The organism is Flavobacterium soyangense, assembly GCF_015277675.1.
Classification (GTDB): Bacteria; Bacteroidota; Bacteroidia; order Flavobacteriales; family Flavobacteriaceae; genus Flavobacterium; species Flavobacterium soyangense.
The window spans coordinates 89,619-105,734 of the sequence record NZ_JADHEC010000007.1; the positions used below are offsets into that span (position 1 = coordinate 89,619).

13 protein-coding genes are annotated in these 16,116 nt (G+C 34.9%); 12 read left to right on the top strand and 1 reads right to left on the bottom strand.

Annotated elements, in window-relative coordinates; translation table 11 throughout:
- Positions 1–431: 431 nt before the first annotated feature.
- The 11 genes from IR213_RS05035 (at position 432) to queA (ending at position 12,871) form a co-directional block, all read left to right on the top strand.
- Positions 432–1,259 (top strand): prephenate dehydratase, encoded by an 828-nt coding sequence (locus IR213_RS05035; RefSeq protein ID WP_194311223.1) that lies wholly within the window; start codon positions 432–434, stop codon positions 1,257–1,259.
- Positions 1,256–2,401, top strand: a complete 1,146-nt coding sequence (locus IR213_RS05040) for a pyridoxal phosphate-dependent aminotransferase (protein WP_194311224.1) — start codon at positions 1,256–1,258, stop codon at positions 2,399–2,401. Before IR213_RS05035 ends, IR213_RS05040 begins: the two co-directional genes overlap by 4 nt.
- Positions 2,402–2,404: 3 nt before the next feature.
- Complete coding sequence (locus tag IR213_RS05045) at positions 2,405–3,262, top strand: prephenate dehydrogenase (RefSeq protein ID WP_194311225.1); 858 nt, start codon at positions 2,405–2,407, stop codon at positions 3,260–3,262.
- Positions 3,263–3,336: 74 nt separating this feature from the next.
- The gene (locus IR213_RS05050) at positions 3,337–4,422 is read left to right on the top strand and encodes a bifunctional 3-deoxy-7-phosphoheptulonate synthase/chorismate mutase type II (RefSeq protein ID WP_194311226.1); all 1,086 of its coding nucleotides are present in this window, start codon (positions 3,337–3,339) and stop codon (positions 4,420–4,422) included.
- Between the two features lie 77 nt (positions 4,423–4,499).
- A complete protein-coding gene (gene rsgA, locus IR213_RS05055) occupies positions 4,500–5,477 on the top strand; it encodes a ribosome small subunit-dependent GTPase A (protein ID WP_194311227.1) in 978 nt (325 codons plus the stop codon).
- 33 nt (positions 5,478–5,510) lie between these two features.
- Positions 5,511–5,963, top strand: coding sequence for a D-aminoacyl-tRNA deacylase (gene dtd / locus IR213_RS05060; RefSeq protein WP_194311228.1), 453 nt, complete (start codon positions 5,511–5,513; stop codon positions 5,961–5,963).
- A 52-nt stretch (positions 5,964–6,015) separates the two neighbouring features.
- On the top strand, positions 6,016–7,926 hold the full coding sequence (locus IR213_RS05065; RefSeq protein ID WP_194311229.1) for a DUF3857 domain-containing protein: 1,911 nt from the start codon (positions 6,016–6,018) through the stop codon (positions 7,924–7,926).
- A 5-nt stretch (positions 7,927–7,931) separates the two neighbouring features.
- A complete protein-coding gene (locus IR213_RS05070) occupies positions 7,932–9,950 on the top strand; it encodes a transglutaminase domain-containing protein (protein ID WP_194311230.1) in 2,019 nt (672 codons plus the stop codon).
- A 51-nt stretch (positions 9,951–10,001) separates the two neighbouring features.
- Positions 10,002–10,328, top strand: coding sequence for a nucleotide pyrophosphohydrolase (locus tag IR213_RS05075; protein WP_194311231.1), 327 nt, complete (start codon positions 10,002–10,004; stop codon positions 10,326–10,328).
- A 93-nt stretch (positions 10,329–10,421) separates the two neighbouring features.
- Positions 10,422–11,657: a 3-phosphoshikimate 1-carboxyvinyltransferase gene (gene aroA, locus IR213_RS05080; RefSeq protein ID WP_194311232.1), complete on the top strand. Its 1,236-nt coding sequence runs from the start codon at positions 10,422–10,424 to the stop codon at positions 11,655–11,657.
- A 164-nt stretch (positions 11,658–11,821) separates the two neighbouring features.
- Complete coding sequence (gene queA / locus IR213_RS05085) at positions 11,822–12,871, top strand: tRNA preQ1(34) S-adenosylmethionine ribosyltransferase-isomerase QueA (RefSeq protein ID WP_194311233.1); 1,050 nt, start codon at positions 11,822–11,824, stop codon at positions 12,869–12,871.
- A 50-nt stretch (positions 12,872–12,921) separates the two neighbouring features.
- Here the strand turns inward: queA and IR213_RS05090 are convergent, their stop codons facing one another.
- A complete protein-coding gene (locus IR213_RS05090) occupies positions 12,922–13,560 on the bottom strand; it encodes a flavin reductase family protein (protein ID WP_194311234.1) in 639 nt (212 codons plus the stop codon).
- A 160-nt stretch (positions 13,561–13,720) separates the two neighbouring features.
- Here IR213_RS05090 and IR213_RS05095 point away from each other — a divergent pair, with 160 nt between their 5' ends.
- Positions 13,721–16,108 (top strand): penicillin acylase family protein, encoded by a 2,388-nt coding sequence (locus IR213_RS05095; RefSeq protein ID WP_194311235.1) that lies wholly within the window; start codon positions 13,721–13,723, stop codon positions 16,106–16,108.
- The last annotated feature ends 8 nt before the right edge of the window (positions 16,109–16,116 follow it).

Below are 16,116 nucleotides of genomic sequence, written 5' to 3' on the forward strand. Positions count from 1 at the left end.
TTGGATTATTGTTTTTTTGGTACAACGATGGTTGTAAAATTTTGTGCTATGGCAAACTTTAATAAAATATGAATTACGGTTATTGGAAATAATGATTTTTGGGCTTGACATTGCTCAAAAGCAGTTGCTTAAAAGTTAATTTCGAACTTCATTTTTGAATATTATATAATTAAAAACAGGTTTTATCGAGAATTCTTTTTTTGTTTAATAAAATCAGCTAATTTTTTTGGTTAGCAAAAAATAATTTATACATTCGCAGAGAATTTTTAACAAAAATCTGAAACAAGATGTCCAATAACCAATTTTATTTTAGCAATACTTACTATTTCTTCTTTAGGAAGTAAGGATTGTCTATGGTTATTTGAAATACAACAAACAAATAAAACTAATATACAATCCTGATGAAAATCAGGATTTTTTTTTGAATATTTATGAACACAATAATAGCAATTCAAGGTATAAAAGGCTCTTTCCATCACCAGGTGGCGCAGGAGTATTTTGGCAATGATGTAGAAGTTGACGAATGTTTATCCTTCGATAAATTGGTTGACAGCTTGTTGTCCGGAAAATCGAATCAGGCAGTTATGGCGATAGAAAATTCTATTGCGGGTCCAATTATTCCAAATTATGCTTTGATTGACAAGAACAATTTACACATTATCGGCGAACATTATTTAGATATTCATCAAAATTTAATGGCACTGAAAGGACAGAATATTAAAGATATTTTAGAAGTTCATTCGCATCCAATGGCGTTGTTGCAATGTATGGAATTCTTGAAAAAATACCCAAAAATTAAATTGGTCGAAGATAAAGATACTGCCGAAACAGCTCGTAGAATTCAAAAAAAACAACTTTCTGGAATTGCCGCAATTGCTAGTAAAACAGCTGCCGAAATGTATGATTTAGATATTTTGGCACCGGAAATCCAAACCATTAATAACAATATGACACGTTTTGTTATTATTAAAAAAAAGAATTCTTTTGTGGCGGAAAACGAAATCAATCGCGCTTCCATCAAATTCGAATTGGATCATAAACGTGGAAGTTTGGCCGCAGTTCTCAATGTAATGAGCGATTGCAAATTGAATTTAACCAAAATACAATCCTTGCCAAAAATAGAAACGCCCTGGAAATATTCGTTTTTCGTGGATGTTACCTTCGATAAATACGAGGATTACGCCAAAGCAAAATCATTAATCGAAATTATGGCCGAATACTTCAAAGTATTGGGTGAATATAAAAACACAAGACCGTGATACAAACTGCAAAACGTTTAGATATTATTGAAGAATATTATTTCTCCTCAAAATTGAGAGAAGTAAGACAACTCGCCTCCGAGGGGAAACCAATCATCAATATGGGAATTGGCAGCCCGGATTTGCGTCCGTCACAGGAAGTTATTGATGCCGTTGTTTTGGCGATGCAGGAAGAAAATGCGCATCAATATCAAAGTTACCAAGGTTTGCCGGAATTGAGAAAAGGAATGGCTGATTTCTATCAAAATAATTATGGTGTTGCCTTGAATTCGAATACCGAAATTTTGCCTTTAATGGGTTCCAAAGAAGGAATTATGCATATTTCACTGGCTTTTTTGAATGAGGGAGATCAGGTTTTGATTCCAAATCCAGGGTATCCTACTTATACTTCGGTGACGAATTTGGTTGGGGCAGTTCCTGTTTATTATGATTTGGCAGCAGCGAATAATTGGGAACCTGATTTTGAAGCTTTGGAAAAATTGGATTTATCCAAAGTAAAAATCATGTGGTTGGGTTATCCGCATATGCCAACAGGAGCAAGGGGAAGTCTAGAATTGTTCGAAAAGTTGGTGGCTTTCGCCAAAAATCACAACATATTATTAATCAATGACAATCCGTATAGTTTTGTTTTGAATGATAATCCAATGAGTTTGTTACAAGTCGAAGGCGCAAAAGAGGTGGCGTTGGAACTGAATTCTTTATCAAAAACCTTCAATATGGCAGGTTGGAGAGTGGGAATGGTTTTAGGGAACGCCGCTTGTATCGATGCAATTTTGAAAGTAAAGAGCAATATGGACAGCGGAATGTTCTTTGGGATCCAAAAAGGAGCAATTGAAGCATTGAAAAGCGACAACTCTTGGTTCGATTCTATGAATGCCGTTTACAAGAAAAGACGAATTTTAACGGAACAATTGGCCGAAAAACTAGGTTGCAAAGTATATAAAGAAGGCGTTGGATTATTTGTTTGGGCAAAATTACCGGAAGGAATCACATCGGCGGAGAAGTTTATAGACGAAATATTATACGAAAAATCAATTTTCATAACGCCGGGAACAATTTTTGGTTCTAATGGAGAAGGGTATATTCGGTTTGCATTGTGTGTAAAAGAAGAAATAGTGCAAGAAGCAATTGATAGATTTTAACAGATGAAAATATACGTAATTGGCATTGGTTTAATAGGCGGTTCGATGGCGTTGGACATCAAATCACTGCATCCGGAAGCGACCATTTATGGGATTGACACTAACGAAATCCATTTGGCGGAAGCCTTGGCTTTAGGAGTTATTGATGCTGCCGCCACATTCGATGATTTGGCTGCTGCCGATTTTGTAATCGTTTCGGTTCCTGTGGATGTTGCACTGGCGGTTTTGCCAAAAGTTTTGGACCATATTGGTGAAAATACAATTGTATTTGAAGTAGGTTCTACGAAAACGCCAATTTGCGAAGCGGTGGTAAATCATCCAAGAAGAAGGAATTTTATTGCTACGCATCCCATTGCGGGAACGGAATTTTCGGGGCCTTCGGCGGCGATAAGAGGATTGTTCGAAGGGAAAACCAATATTATTTGTGAGGTGGAAAAAACGACTTTCAAATTACAGGAAAAAGCCTTGGAATTATTTAAAAGCATGGGAATGAGAATCCGATATATGGATCCAAAATCACACGATAAACACATTGCTTATGTGTCGCATTTGTCCCATATTAGTGCTTTTATGCTTGGAAAAACGGTGATTGACAAAGAAAAAGACGAGCAGGATATTTTTGATATGGCGGGTTCTGGATTTGAAAGTACGGTTCGTTTGGCCAAAAGTTCCCCGGCAATGTGGACACCAATTTTTAAACAGAATAAAAAACAAGTGGTGAAAGGATTAGAAGAATATATTTCTAATTTATCTAATTTCAAAGAATTATTAGAGAATGACAATTACGATGCAATTTTCAACGAAATGCAAGGCGTAAATAGAATTAGGGAAATATTAAACGGCATGAACAGTAAAAAGTAAGCTGAGTATTGACGCAATTTACACTGAGAAAAAAACAACACAGAATAAAATAATAAAATAAATATTTAGAAAAGATGGAAAACAAGAAAGAAATGAGAAACTGGTTGAACGAATTCAATTTGACTCATCCATTTGTGATAGCAGGACCTTGTAGTGCTGAAACCGAAGAACAAGTTTTAAAAATTGCTCACGCCTTGAAAGATTCAGATGTGAGTGTTTTTAGAGCAGGAATCTGGAAACCAAGAACACGTCCGGGAGGATTTGAAGGTGTTGGAGAAATTGGATTGAAATGGTTAAAAAAAGCAAAAGCGGAAACAGGAATGTTAATGGGAACTGAAGTTGCCACTGCTGCCCACTGTAAATTGGCTTTGGAAAATGATATTGATGTTTTATGGGTTGGCGCTCGTACAACGGCAAATCCGTTTGCGGTTCAGGAAATTGCTGACACATTGAAAGGGACGGATAAAATTGTATTGATAAAAAACCCAGTAAATCCAGATATGGCTTTGTGGCTTGGTGGTGTGGAGCGTTTGTATGCTGCCGGAATCAAAAATTTAGGAGTGATTCACAGAGGTTTTTCTACTTACGAAAAAACAAAATACAGAAACATTCCAGAATGGCAAATTGCTATCGAATTGCAAAATAAATTCCCTGATTTGCCTTTGATTATTGATCCATCACACATCACAGGAAATCGCGATATGATTCTTGAAGTGACGCAAGAAGCTTTGGATTTGAATTATGACGGCATGATTATCGAAACACACAATGATCCAGACAATGCTTGGAGTGATGCCGCACAGCAAGTGACACCAGAAGCTTTACTGCAAATTTTTAAAGATTTGAAAGTAAGAAAAGTGAGTGGTGATACTGATGAGTTTGCCAATAAAATGACAAAATTGAGAGCAAACATTGATGTTTTGGATGCCAACTTATTGGAATTGCTAGGAAAACGTATGAAAGTGGCGGATGAAATTGGCCAAGTGAAAAAAGATGCCAATGTTGCTGTACTGCAAAGCAATCGTTGGAACGAAATTCAGGCAAAAATGATTGCCGAAGGTGGAAAAAAAGGATTAACCGAAGAGTTTATCGTTAAATTATTCAAAGATATTCACCAGGAAAGTATTGGTCATCAAGAAAAAATCTTGAACAAATTGTAAATGGTAAATTATAAATGGTGAATTAGAATGTGTAATTTTGGCATTCACAATTCACCATTTATCATTTGTAATTAAAAATGACAGGAACCGTTTATAAATCTACAGGAAGTTGGTACACAGTAAAATCCGAGCACGGTAATTTTATTGAATGCCGTATGAAAGGGAAATTCCGAATTAAAGGAATAAAAAGCACGAACCCAATTGCCGTGGGCGATATTGTAGATTATGAACTCGAAGAAACCTCGGATACAGTTACAGGAACCATTCATAATATTCACGAAAGAAAGAATTATATCGTTCGAAAATCAGTGAATTTATCGCATCAAATGCACATTATTGCGTCGAATATTGACCGTGTTTTCCTTTTGGTCACCATCAATAATCCGCCAACAACGCCTAATTTTATTGATCGTTTTTTGGTTACTGCTGAAGCTTACGGAATAGAAACGGTTTTAGTTTTCAATAAAATTGACACTTTTGACGATCCAACATTGGACGAACAATTGTATTTGCAGCATATTTACGAAAACATTGGATACAAATGCCTTCGGGCTTCTGCCAAAGAAAGTAAGGGAATCGACAAATTAAAGGAAATGATGATTGGCAAAGTGAGCATGTTTTCTGGGCATTCTGGTGTTGGAAAATCAACTTTAGTCAACGCTTTGGAACCTTCTTTACATCTAAAAACGAAAACTATTTCCGAAGCCAGCAAGCAAGGACAACATACCACGACTTTTGCCGAAATGTATGATTTGTCTTTTGGCGCCCGAATAATCGACACGCCGGGGATTAAGGGTTTTGGGATTGTCGATATGGAAAAAGAAGAAATTAGTGGATATTTTCCGGAGTTTTTCAAGTTGAAAGACCAATGCAAATTCAATAATTGTTTGCATAAAGAAGAGCCACATTGCGCCATAAAAAAGGCTTTGGAAAAAGATGAAATCGCCTGGTCACGCTACAATTCATATCTTAAAATTCTGGAAGGTGACGACGAAAATTACCGCACGGATTCTTATGATGAAGATCGAAAAGCAAGTGATGAAACGAGAAAATAATTTAGGCAAAAGCCAACAGTAAATTAGCCAACAGTGAAATCAGTAATTCAAAGAGTTTCTTCCGCATCAGTAACCATCGATTCTAAAATTGTAGCCAAAATTCAAGACGGTTTGCTTGTTCTGCTTGGAATTGAAGATGCCGATAATCAAGAAGACATTGATTGGCTGACTTCAAAAATTGTCAATCTTCGCATTTTTGGTGATGAAAATGAGGTGATGAATCTCTCGGTAAAAGATATTGATGGAGAAATAATTGTTGTTTCGCAATTTACGCTTCACGCCTTGACCAAAAAAGGCAATCGTCCTTCCTATATCAAAGCGGCAAAACCCGAAATCGCCATTCCGCTTTATGAGAATTTCACGAGACAATTAGAAATGGAAATGGGCAAAAAAGTGCAAACCGGAGTTTTTGGCGCCGATATGAAAGTGGCTTTGCTCAATGATGGACCGGTGACAATTTTAATTGATTCTAAAAATAAAGAATAATTTAGGATTATTCTTAAAAAAAATTTCATAAATTTGAGGAAACTTCCCTGATATGAAATTTATTTCTGCTTTGTTCCTATTTTTTTTATTTTCCACTTCACTTTACTCCCAAAAAACAGAATACTCCACATTACTTATTTCAGACAGTTTAAAGCAAAATGCCAATGCTGTGGTACGTTTGAACCAAATTGACATTGTAATTTCGTCTCAACGGAATATGAATATCAAAGAGAAAAGAGTGGTTACTGTCTTGAACGAAAAGGGACTTGGAGGAATTGACGCCTTCGAACATTATGATAAGCAAACCTCGGTTAAAAGTATCAATGCGACCGTTTTTGACGGTTTTGGAAACGAAATTAAAAAAGTCAAGAGAAAAGATTTTCGAGATCAATGTGCGCTAGATGGTGTAACTCTTTTTTCGGACAACAGATTAATTTATTTGAATTATACGCCAACCCAATACCCGTTTACCATAGTTTATGAAAGCGAAGTTGAAACTTCGAACACCGCATTTATTCCGCAATGGTTCCCGTTGGACAATTATGTTTTAAGCATAGAAAAAAGCGTTTTGAACGTGAATTACCCTGCCGATCTTGGTTTCAAAAAAACGGAATTCAATTTTTCCGATTTCCAAATCAAAAAAACTGTTGATTCTTCAACACAACTTTCTTATGTAGCAACGAATATCCCAGCTCAAAAAGAGGAAGATTATAGTCCGTCGTTTTCTAATATTTTTCCAAAAGTAATGATGGGCTTGGAGTTTTTTAATCTAGAAGGAGTCGATGGTAATGCAAAAAACTGGAAGGAATATGGGCAATGGTTTTCGGACAAAATTCTGACAGGAACAATGGAATTATCGGATGAGACGAAAGCAAAAATGAAAACTATGGTTGGAAATGAAACAGATCCAATCAAGAAGGCAAAGTTGATTTACAATTATATGCAGGAAAAATCAAGATACGTCAGTATTCAAGTTGGTATTGGGGGTTTTAAACCCATGTATGCCAATGACGTGGATCGTTTGGGTTATGGCGATTGCAAAGCTTTGTCTAATTATACAAGAGCTCTTTTAAATGCCGTTGACGTACCTTCCTATTATACGGAGTTATTTGGGGGTAACGATAAAATAGATATTAGATCTGATTTTTGTTCCATACAGGGAAATCACGTGATTTTGGCAATTCCAAACAAGGATAATTATGTGTTTTTGGAATGCACCAGTCAGGACGATCCTTTTGGATACCAAGCCAATTTTACAGATGACAGGAATGTTGTAATAATGAAACCCGAGGGAGGCGAAATAGTGAGAACCAAAATATATCCCGACAAAGGCAACACACAAATCAAGAAAGGCAATTATTCATTAGATGAAAACGGCAATTTTACGGCAATAATTTCAATGGTTTCCGAAGGTTCTCAATATAGCCGAAAAGCCCAAATTGAAAAGCTGCAACCTACGGATAAAGAAGTGCATTATAAAGAGTTTTGGGGCAATATCAGTAATTTAAAAATAAACAAAACAGCATTTTCTAATGACAAAGAAAAAATAAGTTTTACCGAAAATTTAGAAATTACTGCGGAGAATTATGGCAAAAATTCAGGAAATAAAATGATTTTTGTCGTCAATGCTTTTAGTCAATACACCGGAAGTATAAAGCGAATCAGAAACCGTAAAACGCCTTTCGAAATTCAAAGGGGCACTAATGATTCGGATGAAATAGCAATCAGTTTGCCCGCTGGTTTTGCAATTGAATTTTTACCTCAAAATTTTGAATTGAACAGTAAATTCGGGGAATGCAAAACAGAAATCACTAAAAAAGACGATAATAACTTAGTTTACAAACGTACTTTATTTATAAAAAAAGGGCTTTATGAGAAGAATGAATATGACAAATTCCGACTTTTTATGGAGCAAGTCTCAAGAAACGACAATGCCAAAATTATTTTAACCAAGAAAATATAATCCAAATGAAAATCAAATCACTTATCATTTTATTATTTATCATTTCTTTTTCAAAAACAAATGCCCAAAAATTTGAATTAGGAAAGGTAACCATTGCAGAACTGGAGGAAAAAGAATGTCCAAAAGACCCATCGGCAGATGCCGCAATATTATTTAGTGTTGGGGAAGTTAGATTTGTGTTTAATAAGAATGAGGGTTTTGTAATGGTTAATACTGTAAAATCTAAAATTAAAATTTACAAAAAAGGGGGCTATGAATGGGCTAACAAAGCCGTTCGGTATTATTTAGGGACCAATATTAATGAGTCGGTATCATTTGATGATGCCATAACCTATAATCTTGTGGATGGAAAAATTGAAAAGACAAAACTAAAAAGTGATGGTGTTTTTGATGAAAAAGGGAATAGATATTGGGGGCGAAAAAAAATTGCTATGCCTAATGTTAAAGAAGGATCTATTATAGAATTTGAATATGTTTTGCGTTCCAATTCGATAGGAAATATTAGAGATTGGGATTTTCAAACTTCTATTCCAGTAAATCACTCTGAATACACAACCTATGTGCCTGAATATTATGTTTATAATACAAATACAAAAGGATATATTTTTCCAAAAGTGACAGTTGTGAAATCTCAAAAATCTCAAAAATTCTCGGATATTCAGAGAAACGATGGTAATTTTGTGGCAAGACAAACAAGCTCTTATGTTCAAAGTGAACTAAATTACGAAGAAACAAAAACAAATTATGTTGCTGACAATCTTCCTGCATTGAAGGAAGAAGCCTATGTGAATAATGTGAATAATTATACCGCAAGTGTAGTTCAAGAATTATCAATAATTAAATATCCCAATCAACCTTTAAAAACGTATTCAACGGATTGGAAGTCTGTAGTGAAAACCATTTATGATTATGATGATTTTGGCTTAGAACTCAAAAAAAGCGGTTATTTTGAAGAAGATATAAATCCATTAATTAAAGAATTAGTTACCAATGAAGAGAAAATCTCGGTAATTTTTAATTACGTTAAATCATCCGTAAAATGGAATGAATTGTACAACTATTCATGTGATGATGGTGTAAAAAAAGCGTATAAAGACAAAACAGGGAATGTTGCTGAAATTAACCTAATGCTTATTGCGATGTTACGTTTTGCGGGATTAAATGCCAACCCCGTTTTGGTTAGTACTCGTGATAATGGGATTGCCTTATTTCCGAGCAGAACGGCTTTTAATTATGTGATTGCAGCAATAGAAACACCAGAGGGAAATATATTGCTCGATGCAACTGAAAAATATTCATTGCCAAATGTTTTGCCGTTACGTGATTTAAACTGGATAGGGCGATTGATACGAAAGGACGGAACTTCAACTGAAGTGGATTTGATGCCAAAAGAACTTTCGAAAGTAGTGTCAAATGTAAATATTGTTTTGAATAGTGATGGATCAGCTGATGGAAAAATAAGAAGACAATTTACCAATCACAAAGCATTGGAATTTAGGCAGGAAAATATATTAACTGCAAAAGATACTTATCGCGAAGAACTCGAAAACCAAAATAATAATATTGAAATAAATGATTATGCAAGAGAAAACGACTTGGATTTGTCTAAACCTATCATTGAGAATTTTTCTTTTAAGGATAACAAGGATATAGAAATTATTAATGATAAAATTTATATTTCTCCGATGTTATTTTTGGCAACAAAAGAAAACCCATTAAAACAAGAGGTAAGGGAATCCCCAATTGATTTTGGTTTTCCTGTTCAAAATAAATATAATATTAACATCGAGATTCCAAAAGGATATGCTGTAGAATCATTACCAGCCGCCATAAATATTGCTACGGGAGAAAATATGGGGAGTTTTAAATTTTTAGCTGCAAATGCTGACAATAAAATACAGATTGTAATTACAAAAGAAACAAATGCGCCTATAGTTTCGGCAGATTTTTATGCTGATTTAAAAGTTTTCTATCAACAAATGATTGATAAGCAAAATGAGAAAATTGTTTTAAAAAAAATATAAGGAATCAAATTTTAGAATAAATATCTTTGGGTTTTAAAAAGACAAAAACAAATGAACCTAAAAAATTCCCAACTCGAAGTCGACAATTGGATCAAAGAACACGGTGTTCGCTACTTTAATGAACTCACAAATATGGCACAACTTACTGAGGAAGTAGGAGAGGTAGCCAGAATTATAGCCCGTCGTTACGGTGAACAATCCGAAAAAGAAAGCGACAAAAACAAAGACCTTGGCGAAGAACTGGCCGATGTGGTTTTTGTGGTTTTATGTTTGGCAAATCAAACCGGAATCGATTTGCAAGCCGCTTTTGACAAGAAAATGGATTTAAAATCAATTCGGGATAAAGACCGACACAAAAACAATGAAAAGTTGAAATAATTGTGAATTGTAAATTATGAATTGTGAAGGAGTAATAGTAAATTGCGCCCCTAAATTATTTGAAACAAAAAACCAAAACTCATAATTAAAACCATGAATTTAAAATTAATCACAAATTCACAATTCATAATTGACAATTCACACTTAAAGATTACGGGTTCAAAAAGCGAGTCAAATCGGTTATTGTTACTTCGGGCTTTGTTTCCAAATATTAGCATAGAAAACATCTCTAATTCGGACGACAGCGAAGTGATGCAAATGGCTTTGAGAGGCAACGAGGAAATCATCGATATTCATCACACTGGAACGGCGATGCGATTTTTGACTGCTTTTTTTGCCGTTCAAGAAAACAGAACCGTGACGCTTACAGGTTCTCCGCGTATGAAAGAAAGACCTATTAAGATTCTTGTTGAAGCTTTACGACAATTAGGTGCCAAAATAGAATATTTAGAAAATGAAGGTTTTCCGCCAATAAAAATCACAGGACAAAAATTGTCGCAAAGCAAAGTTTCTTTGCCGGCAAGCATAAGTAGCCAATATATTTCGGCACTTTTGTTAATTGCTGGAAAGCTTGAAAACGGTATCGAATTGACATTAGAAGGTGAAATTACTTCTGTTCCTTACATAAAAATGACATTGGCCTTACTTAATGATTTAAAGATACATACTAGTTTTGAAGAGAATGTAATCAAAGTTTTTCCAAAACCAGAAATAGAAACAAAAGTAATGACGGTCGAATCCGATTGGAGTTCCGCTTCTTATTTTTTCAGTATTGTGGCTTTGGCCAAAGATGGAACAACAATTACATTGTCCAGTTATAAAGAAAATAGCTTGCAAGGCGATTCCGCTTTAGTAGAAATCTACAAGAAAATGGGTGTTGAAACTCATTTCGATGGAAATAAAATGACATTGGTTAAGCAATCTAACTTTAAACTTGAAACTTTAAACCTTGATCTAAACAGCACGCCAGATATTGCTCAAACCATTGTGGTTACTTGTCTTGGATTGGGAATTGGATGCCATCTTACGGGTCTTCATACTTTAAAAATTAAGGAAACCGACAGATTGGAAGCTTTACGAATCGAATTGACAAAACTCGGAGCCAATATTTCGGTTACGAATGACAGTTTGACTTTGGTGCCTTCAAATCGCATTAATCCCGATGTAAAAATCGCAACCTATAATGACCATCGAATGGCAATGGCATTTGCGCCTTTGGCATTAAAAGAGCCAATTATTATAGAAAACGCCGAAGTCGTTTCAAAATCCTTTCCTGATTTCTGGAATGATTTAAAAAGTTTGGGTTTCGGAATATCAGAAATTGATTAAATTAAATTTCTATTTGCTGCTTAAAGCCTTTGTGGCATTGGACTTATTAAAATAAACGTCGAAACACTTGACAACGCCTATCTCACAATCGTATATTTGCACACGATTTAAAATTATGACATCAAAACTTGTAATTTATAATCCATAACTCATAACTTTTTCAAATGAAATTATCACATTTTCAATTCAATTTGCCAAAAGAACTTCTTGCAGAATACCCAGCCGAAAATAGAGACGAATCGCGTCTTATGGTTATCGACCGAAAAAAACAAACTATTGAGCATAAAACGTTCAAAGATGTTATCGATTATTTTGATGAAGGTGATGTTCTTATTTTGAATAACACAAAAGTTTTTCCAGCACGTTTATACGGAAACAAAGAAAAAACCGGAGCCAGAATCGAAGTTTTTTTGCTTAGAGAACTAAATGCTGAACAACGTCTTTGGGATGTATTGGTAGATCCAGCCCGTAAAATTCGTATTGGAAATAAATTGTATTTTGGCAATGATGATTCATTAGTTGCCGAAGTTATTGACAATACAACTTCACGCGGAAGAACTTTGCGTTTTCTATATGACGGTTCTTACGAAGAATTCAGAAATAAATTGACCGAACTTGGCGAAACGCCAATTCCAAAATACATCAGCAGAGACGTAACTCCGGAAGATGCGGATCGTTACCAAACCATTTATGCTAAAGAAGAAGGTGCTGTTGCAGCGCCAACTGCTGGTTTGCACTTTTCGAAACATTTGTTGAAAAAACTGGAAATCAAAGGTGTAAAATTTGCCGAAGTAACGCTTCACGTAGGATTGGGAACTTTCAATCCTGTTGAGGTTGAAGATTTATCAAAACACAAAATGGATTCCGAAGAATTAAAAATTACTCAGGAAGTCTGTGATATTGTTAATAATGCAAAAGCAAACAGAAAACGCATTTGTGCCGTTGGAACAACTTCTATGCGTGCCATTGAAAGTTCGGTTTCATCACAAAGAACACTGAATCCTTTCGAAGGATGGACCAATAAATTTGTTTTTCCTCCTCACGATTTTAGCTTGGCAACGTGTATGATTACTAATTTTCACACACCAAAATCGACTTTATTAATGATGATTTCTGCTTTTTGCGGACACGATTTAATGAAAAGAGCATACGATGAAGCGATTAAAGAACAGTATAAGTTCTATTCTTATGGTGATGCGATGTTAATCATCTAAAACTATTAAAATATTAATTCACTAAATCTCGTCAGCAATGGCGAGATTTTTTATTTAAAAAATGATTTTGAAGGCTTGTCTTTTCTGGCATATTGAAAACGATCCACTAATTTTGGCAAACAATAGCCATCGAGTCCATTCAAAGCGATAACATTGCCTTTGTCAATTTGTAACCAGCCATCCTCGTGTCGCAGGGTTTCATCAAAAAACAAGTTTTCAACAGAAGCTATAATATGAATAGTGTCATTTTCTTTGATGTAATATTCATTCACATATTTGCAGTGCAACTGAACGGGACTTCCTTTTACAAAAGGGATTTCAATGGCATTCTTGTATTCTTCTTTCAGGTTTGTTTTGTCAAATTCTGAAATGCCCAATTCGTAATTTACCGATGTATGATGCGCATCAGCAATCATATCTACCGTAATGTGGTTTACCGTAAAAAACCCGGTTTCCTTAATGTTTTTATGAGTATCTCTTGGAACTGTCGTTGGACGCATAATAAATCCAATTAATGCCGGTTCGCTTCCCAAATGCGTAACACTGCTAAAAATAGCCACGTTTGGTTTACCATCTAAAGATTTTGTGGCTATAAGATTTGCCGATTTATATCCAGTACAAGAATTGATTAAATTCAGCCTTTCTATTTTCTCCATTTGAGAAATTTTATCTCTTGAAATGTGTTTCATCTTTTTTATTTTAATGCAAAGATACTTTTGTTTAACGATATACAGTATAAATTAAACAAAATATTTTAATTTTCGAATCTTGAATTATAAACACATTGGAAATAAATAGTTTAAAATAACTTTTAAATCCTATATATTTGTTTCTCCAATTTATTGAAATATGAAAAACCTAAAGAAATTTCTTCTTGTCATTTTGTCCTTGATTGTTATTCTTGCACTTGTATTAGTAGGTTATGCTTTTTATTTGAAGCCAACTTATGAAGGAAGACTACAACTTAAAAACATTCAAAAGGAAACCACGGTCTATTTTGATGATTTTGGGGTTCCGCATATTTATGCCAATTCTCAGAAAGATGCAATGACTGCTTTGGGTTATGTTCACGCACAAGATCGTTTGTGGCAAATGGAATTAATGCGACGAATTGCTCCGGGAAGATTGTCAGAAATGTTTGGGTCGAAAGTTTTAAAGACCGATAAGTTTTTTGCGGGTTTGGGCATCAATGAAAATTCCGAAAAGGCAATTGCTAAATTGGATAAAAACTCCCAAGCATATCAACTCACTTTGGCTTATATTGATGGTGTAAATCAATATATAAAAGAAGGAAAAACACCAGTCGAGTTCCAAATATTGGGAATAAAAAAAGAAAAATTCACGATAAAGGATGTCTATAATATCTTTGGATATATGTCGTTCAGTTTTGCGATGGCTCAAAAAAATGACCCGTTAATGACTGATATTCGGAATAAATTAGGTGCAAATTATTTAAAAGAGTTTGGCCTGGATGGCTCTTTAGGAACGACTCAAATTAAAAACTTCGATGGGAAAGCCATTGAATATGCTAAAATCTCAAAATCTGTTACTGATTTGCTGGAGAGTTCACAAGTGCCGGCTTTTATTGGTAGCAACAGTTGGGTAATTGCACCTAATAAAACCAAAAACGGAAAAGTTATTTTTGCCAATGATCCTCACATTGCTTTTTCGCAGCCTTGTACTTGGTACGAAGCACATATTGTGGTGCCTGATTATGAAATTTACGGGTATTATTTGGCTGGAACACCATTTCCACTTTTGGCACACAATCACAATTATGCTTATGGATTAACAATGTTCGAAAACGATGATGTCGATTTGTTTCAGGAAGAAGAAAATCCAAACAATAAAAACCAATACAAAACGACAAACGGATTTCAGGATTATAAAATCCGGAAAGAAGCCATTAAGGTAAAAGACAGTTCTGATGTGGTTTTAGAAGTTCGGGAAACCCAGCATGGCCCTGTTATGAACGATTTATTGGCAGGGCTCAAGGACAAGAAGCCGGTTGCAATGTATTGGGTTTATACACAGCTTAACAATCAGATGCTGGAAGCTGTTTATTCGCTTTCACATTCCAAGAATTTGGAGGATTTTAGAAAAGGGGTTTCCTTAATTGCTGCGCCGGGATTAAATATAATGTATGGAGATGCCAAAGGAAATATCGCCTGGAATACTTCTGGAAAATTATATAAATTAGACAAATCAGTCAATCCAAATTTCATATTAAATGGAACAAATGGAGTCGATGACAAAAAAGAATATTTGAATTTCTCGAAAAACCCTCACGCCATAAACCCAAGTTGGAATTATATCTATTCTGCCAATAATCAGCCTGAAGCTGTCAATGGTTATTTGTATCCGGGATATTATTTACCGCAAGATAGAGCCAAAAGAATTTCTGGTTTATTAGAGCCAAAAAACAATTGGACAAAAGAAGATGTGGGTAATATGATAAATGATAATACATCATCAGTTACACCAAGTGTGGTTAAAAATTTGATTTCGGTTTTGGATTTAAAATCCCTTTCAAACAATGAAAAATGCGCCATGGAAATCCTTAAAAAATGGAGCGGTTCGAATAATTTAAAGGATATTGCACCGACTATTTATCAGAAATGGATTTATGAGTATTTAAAAAATACGTTTCAGGACGAGTTGGGAGAAGATAATTTTAAAATGCTTTTGACCACACATATTGTCAAACAAATTATTGCCCCACAAAGTAAAAACGAAAACTCGGTTTGGTGGGATGATGTTACTACAAAAAAGGAAAAAGAAACAAGAGCAGAAATTCTAAACAAATCTTTTCACGAAGGAATTGCAGCACTCGAAAAGCAATTGGGAAAAGAGGTGGATTCTTGGACCTGGAACCGAGTTCATACCTTGGAACATCAGCATCCTCTAGGGAAAGTTGCTGCATTGAGAGGCATTTTTAATGTTGGTCCTTTTAACGTACCGGGTTCAACCGAAGTGATTAATAATCTGTTTTTTGATTTTACCGATAGCGGTGAATATATCGTGAAAGGCGGACCATCAACCCGAAGAGTTATTGATTTTTCGGATATAGAAAACAGTATGAGCATTTTGCCAACTGGCCAATCCGGAAATCCGTTTAGCAAGCACTACAACGATCAGGCGGAAATGTACAATACTGGCAAGTTCAGAAAAATGAAATTGAACAAGGAAGAAATCATTAAGACTTCGACAAAACTGGTTTTTAGTCCAATGAAATAATTTTCGCA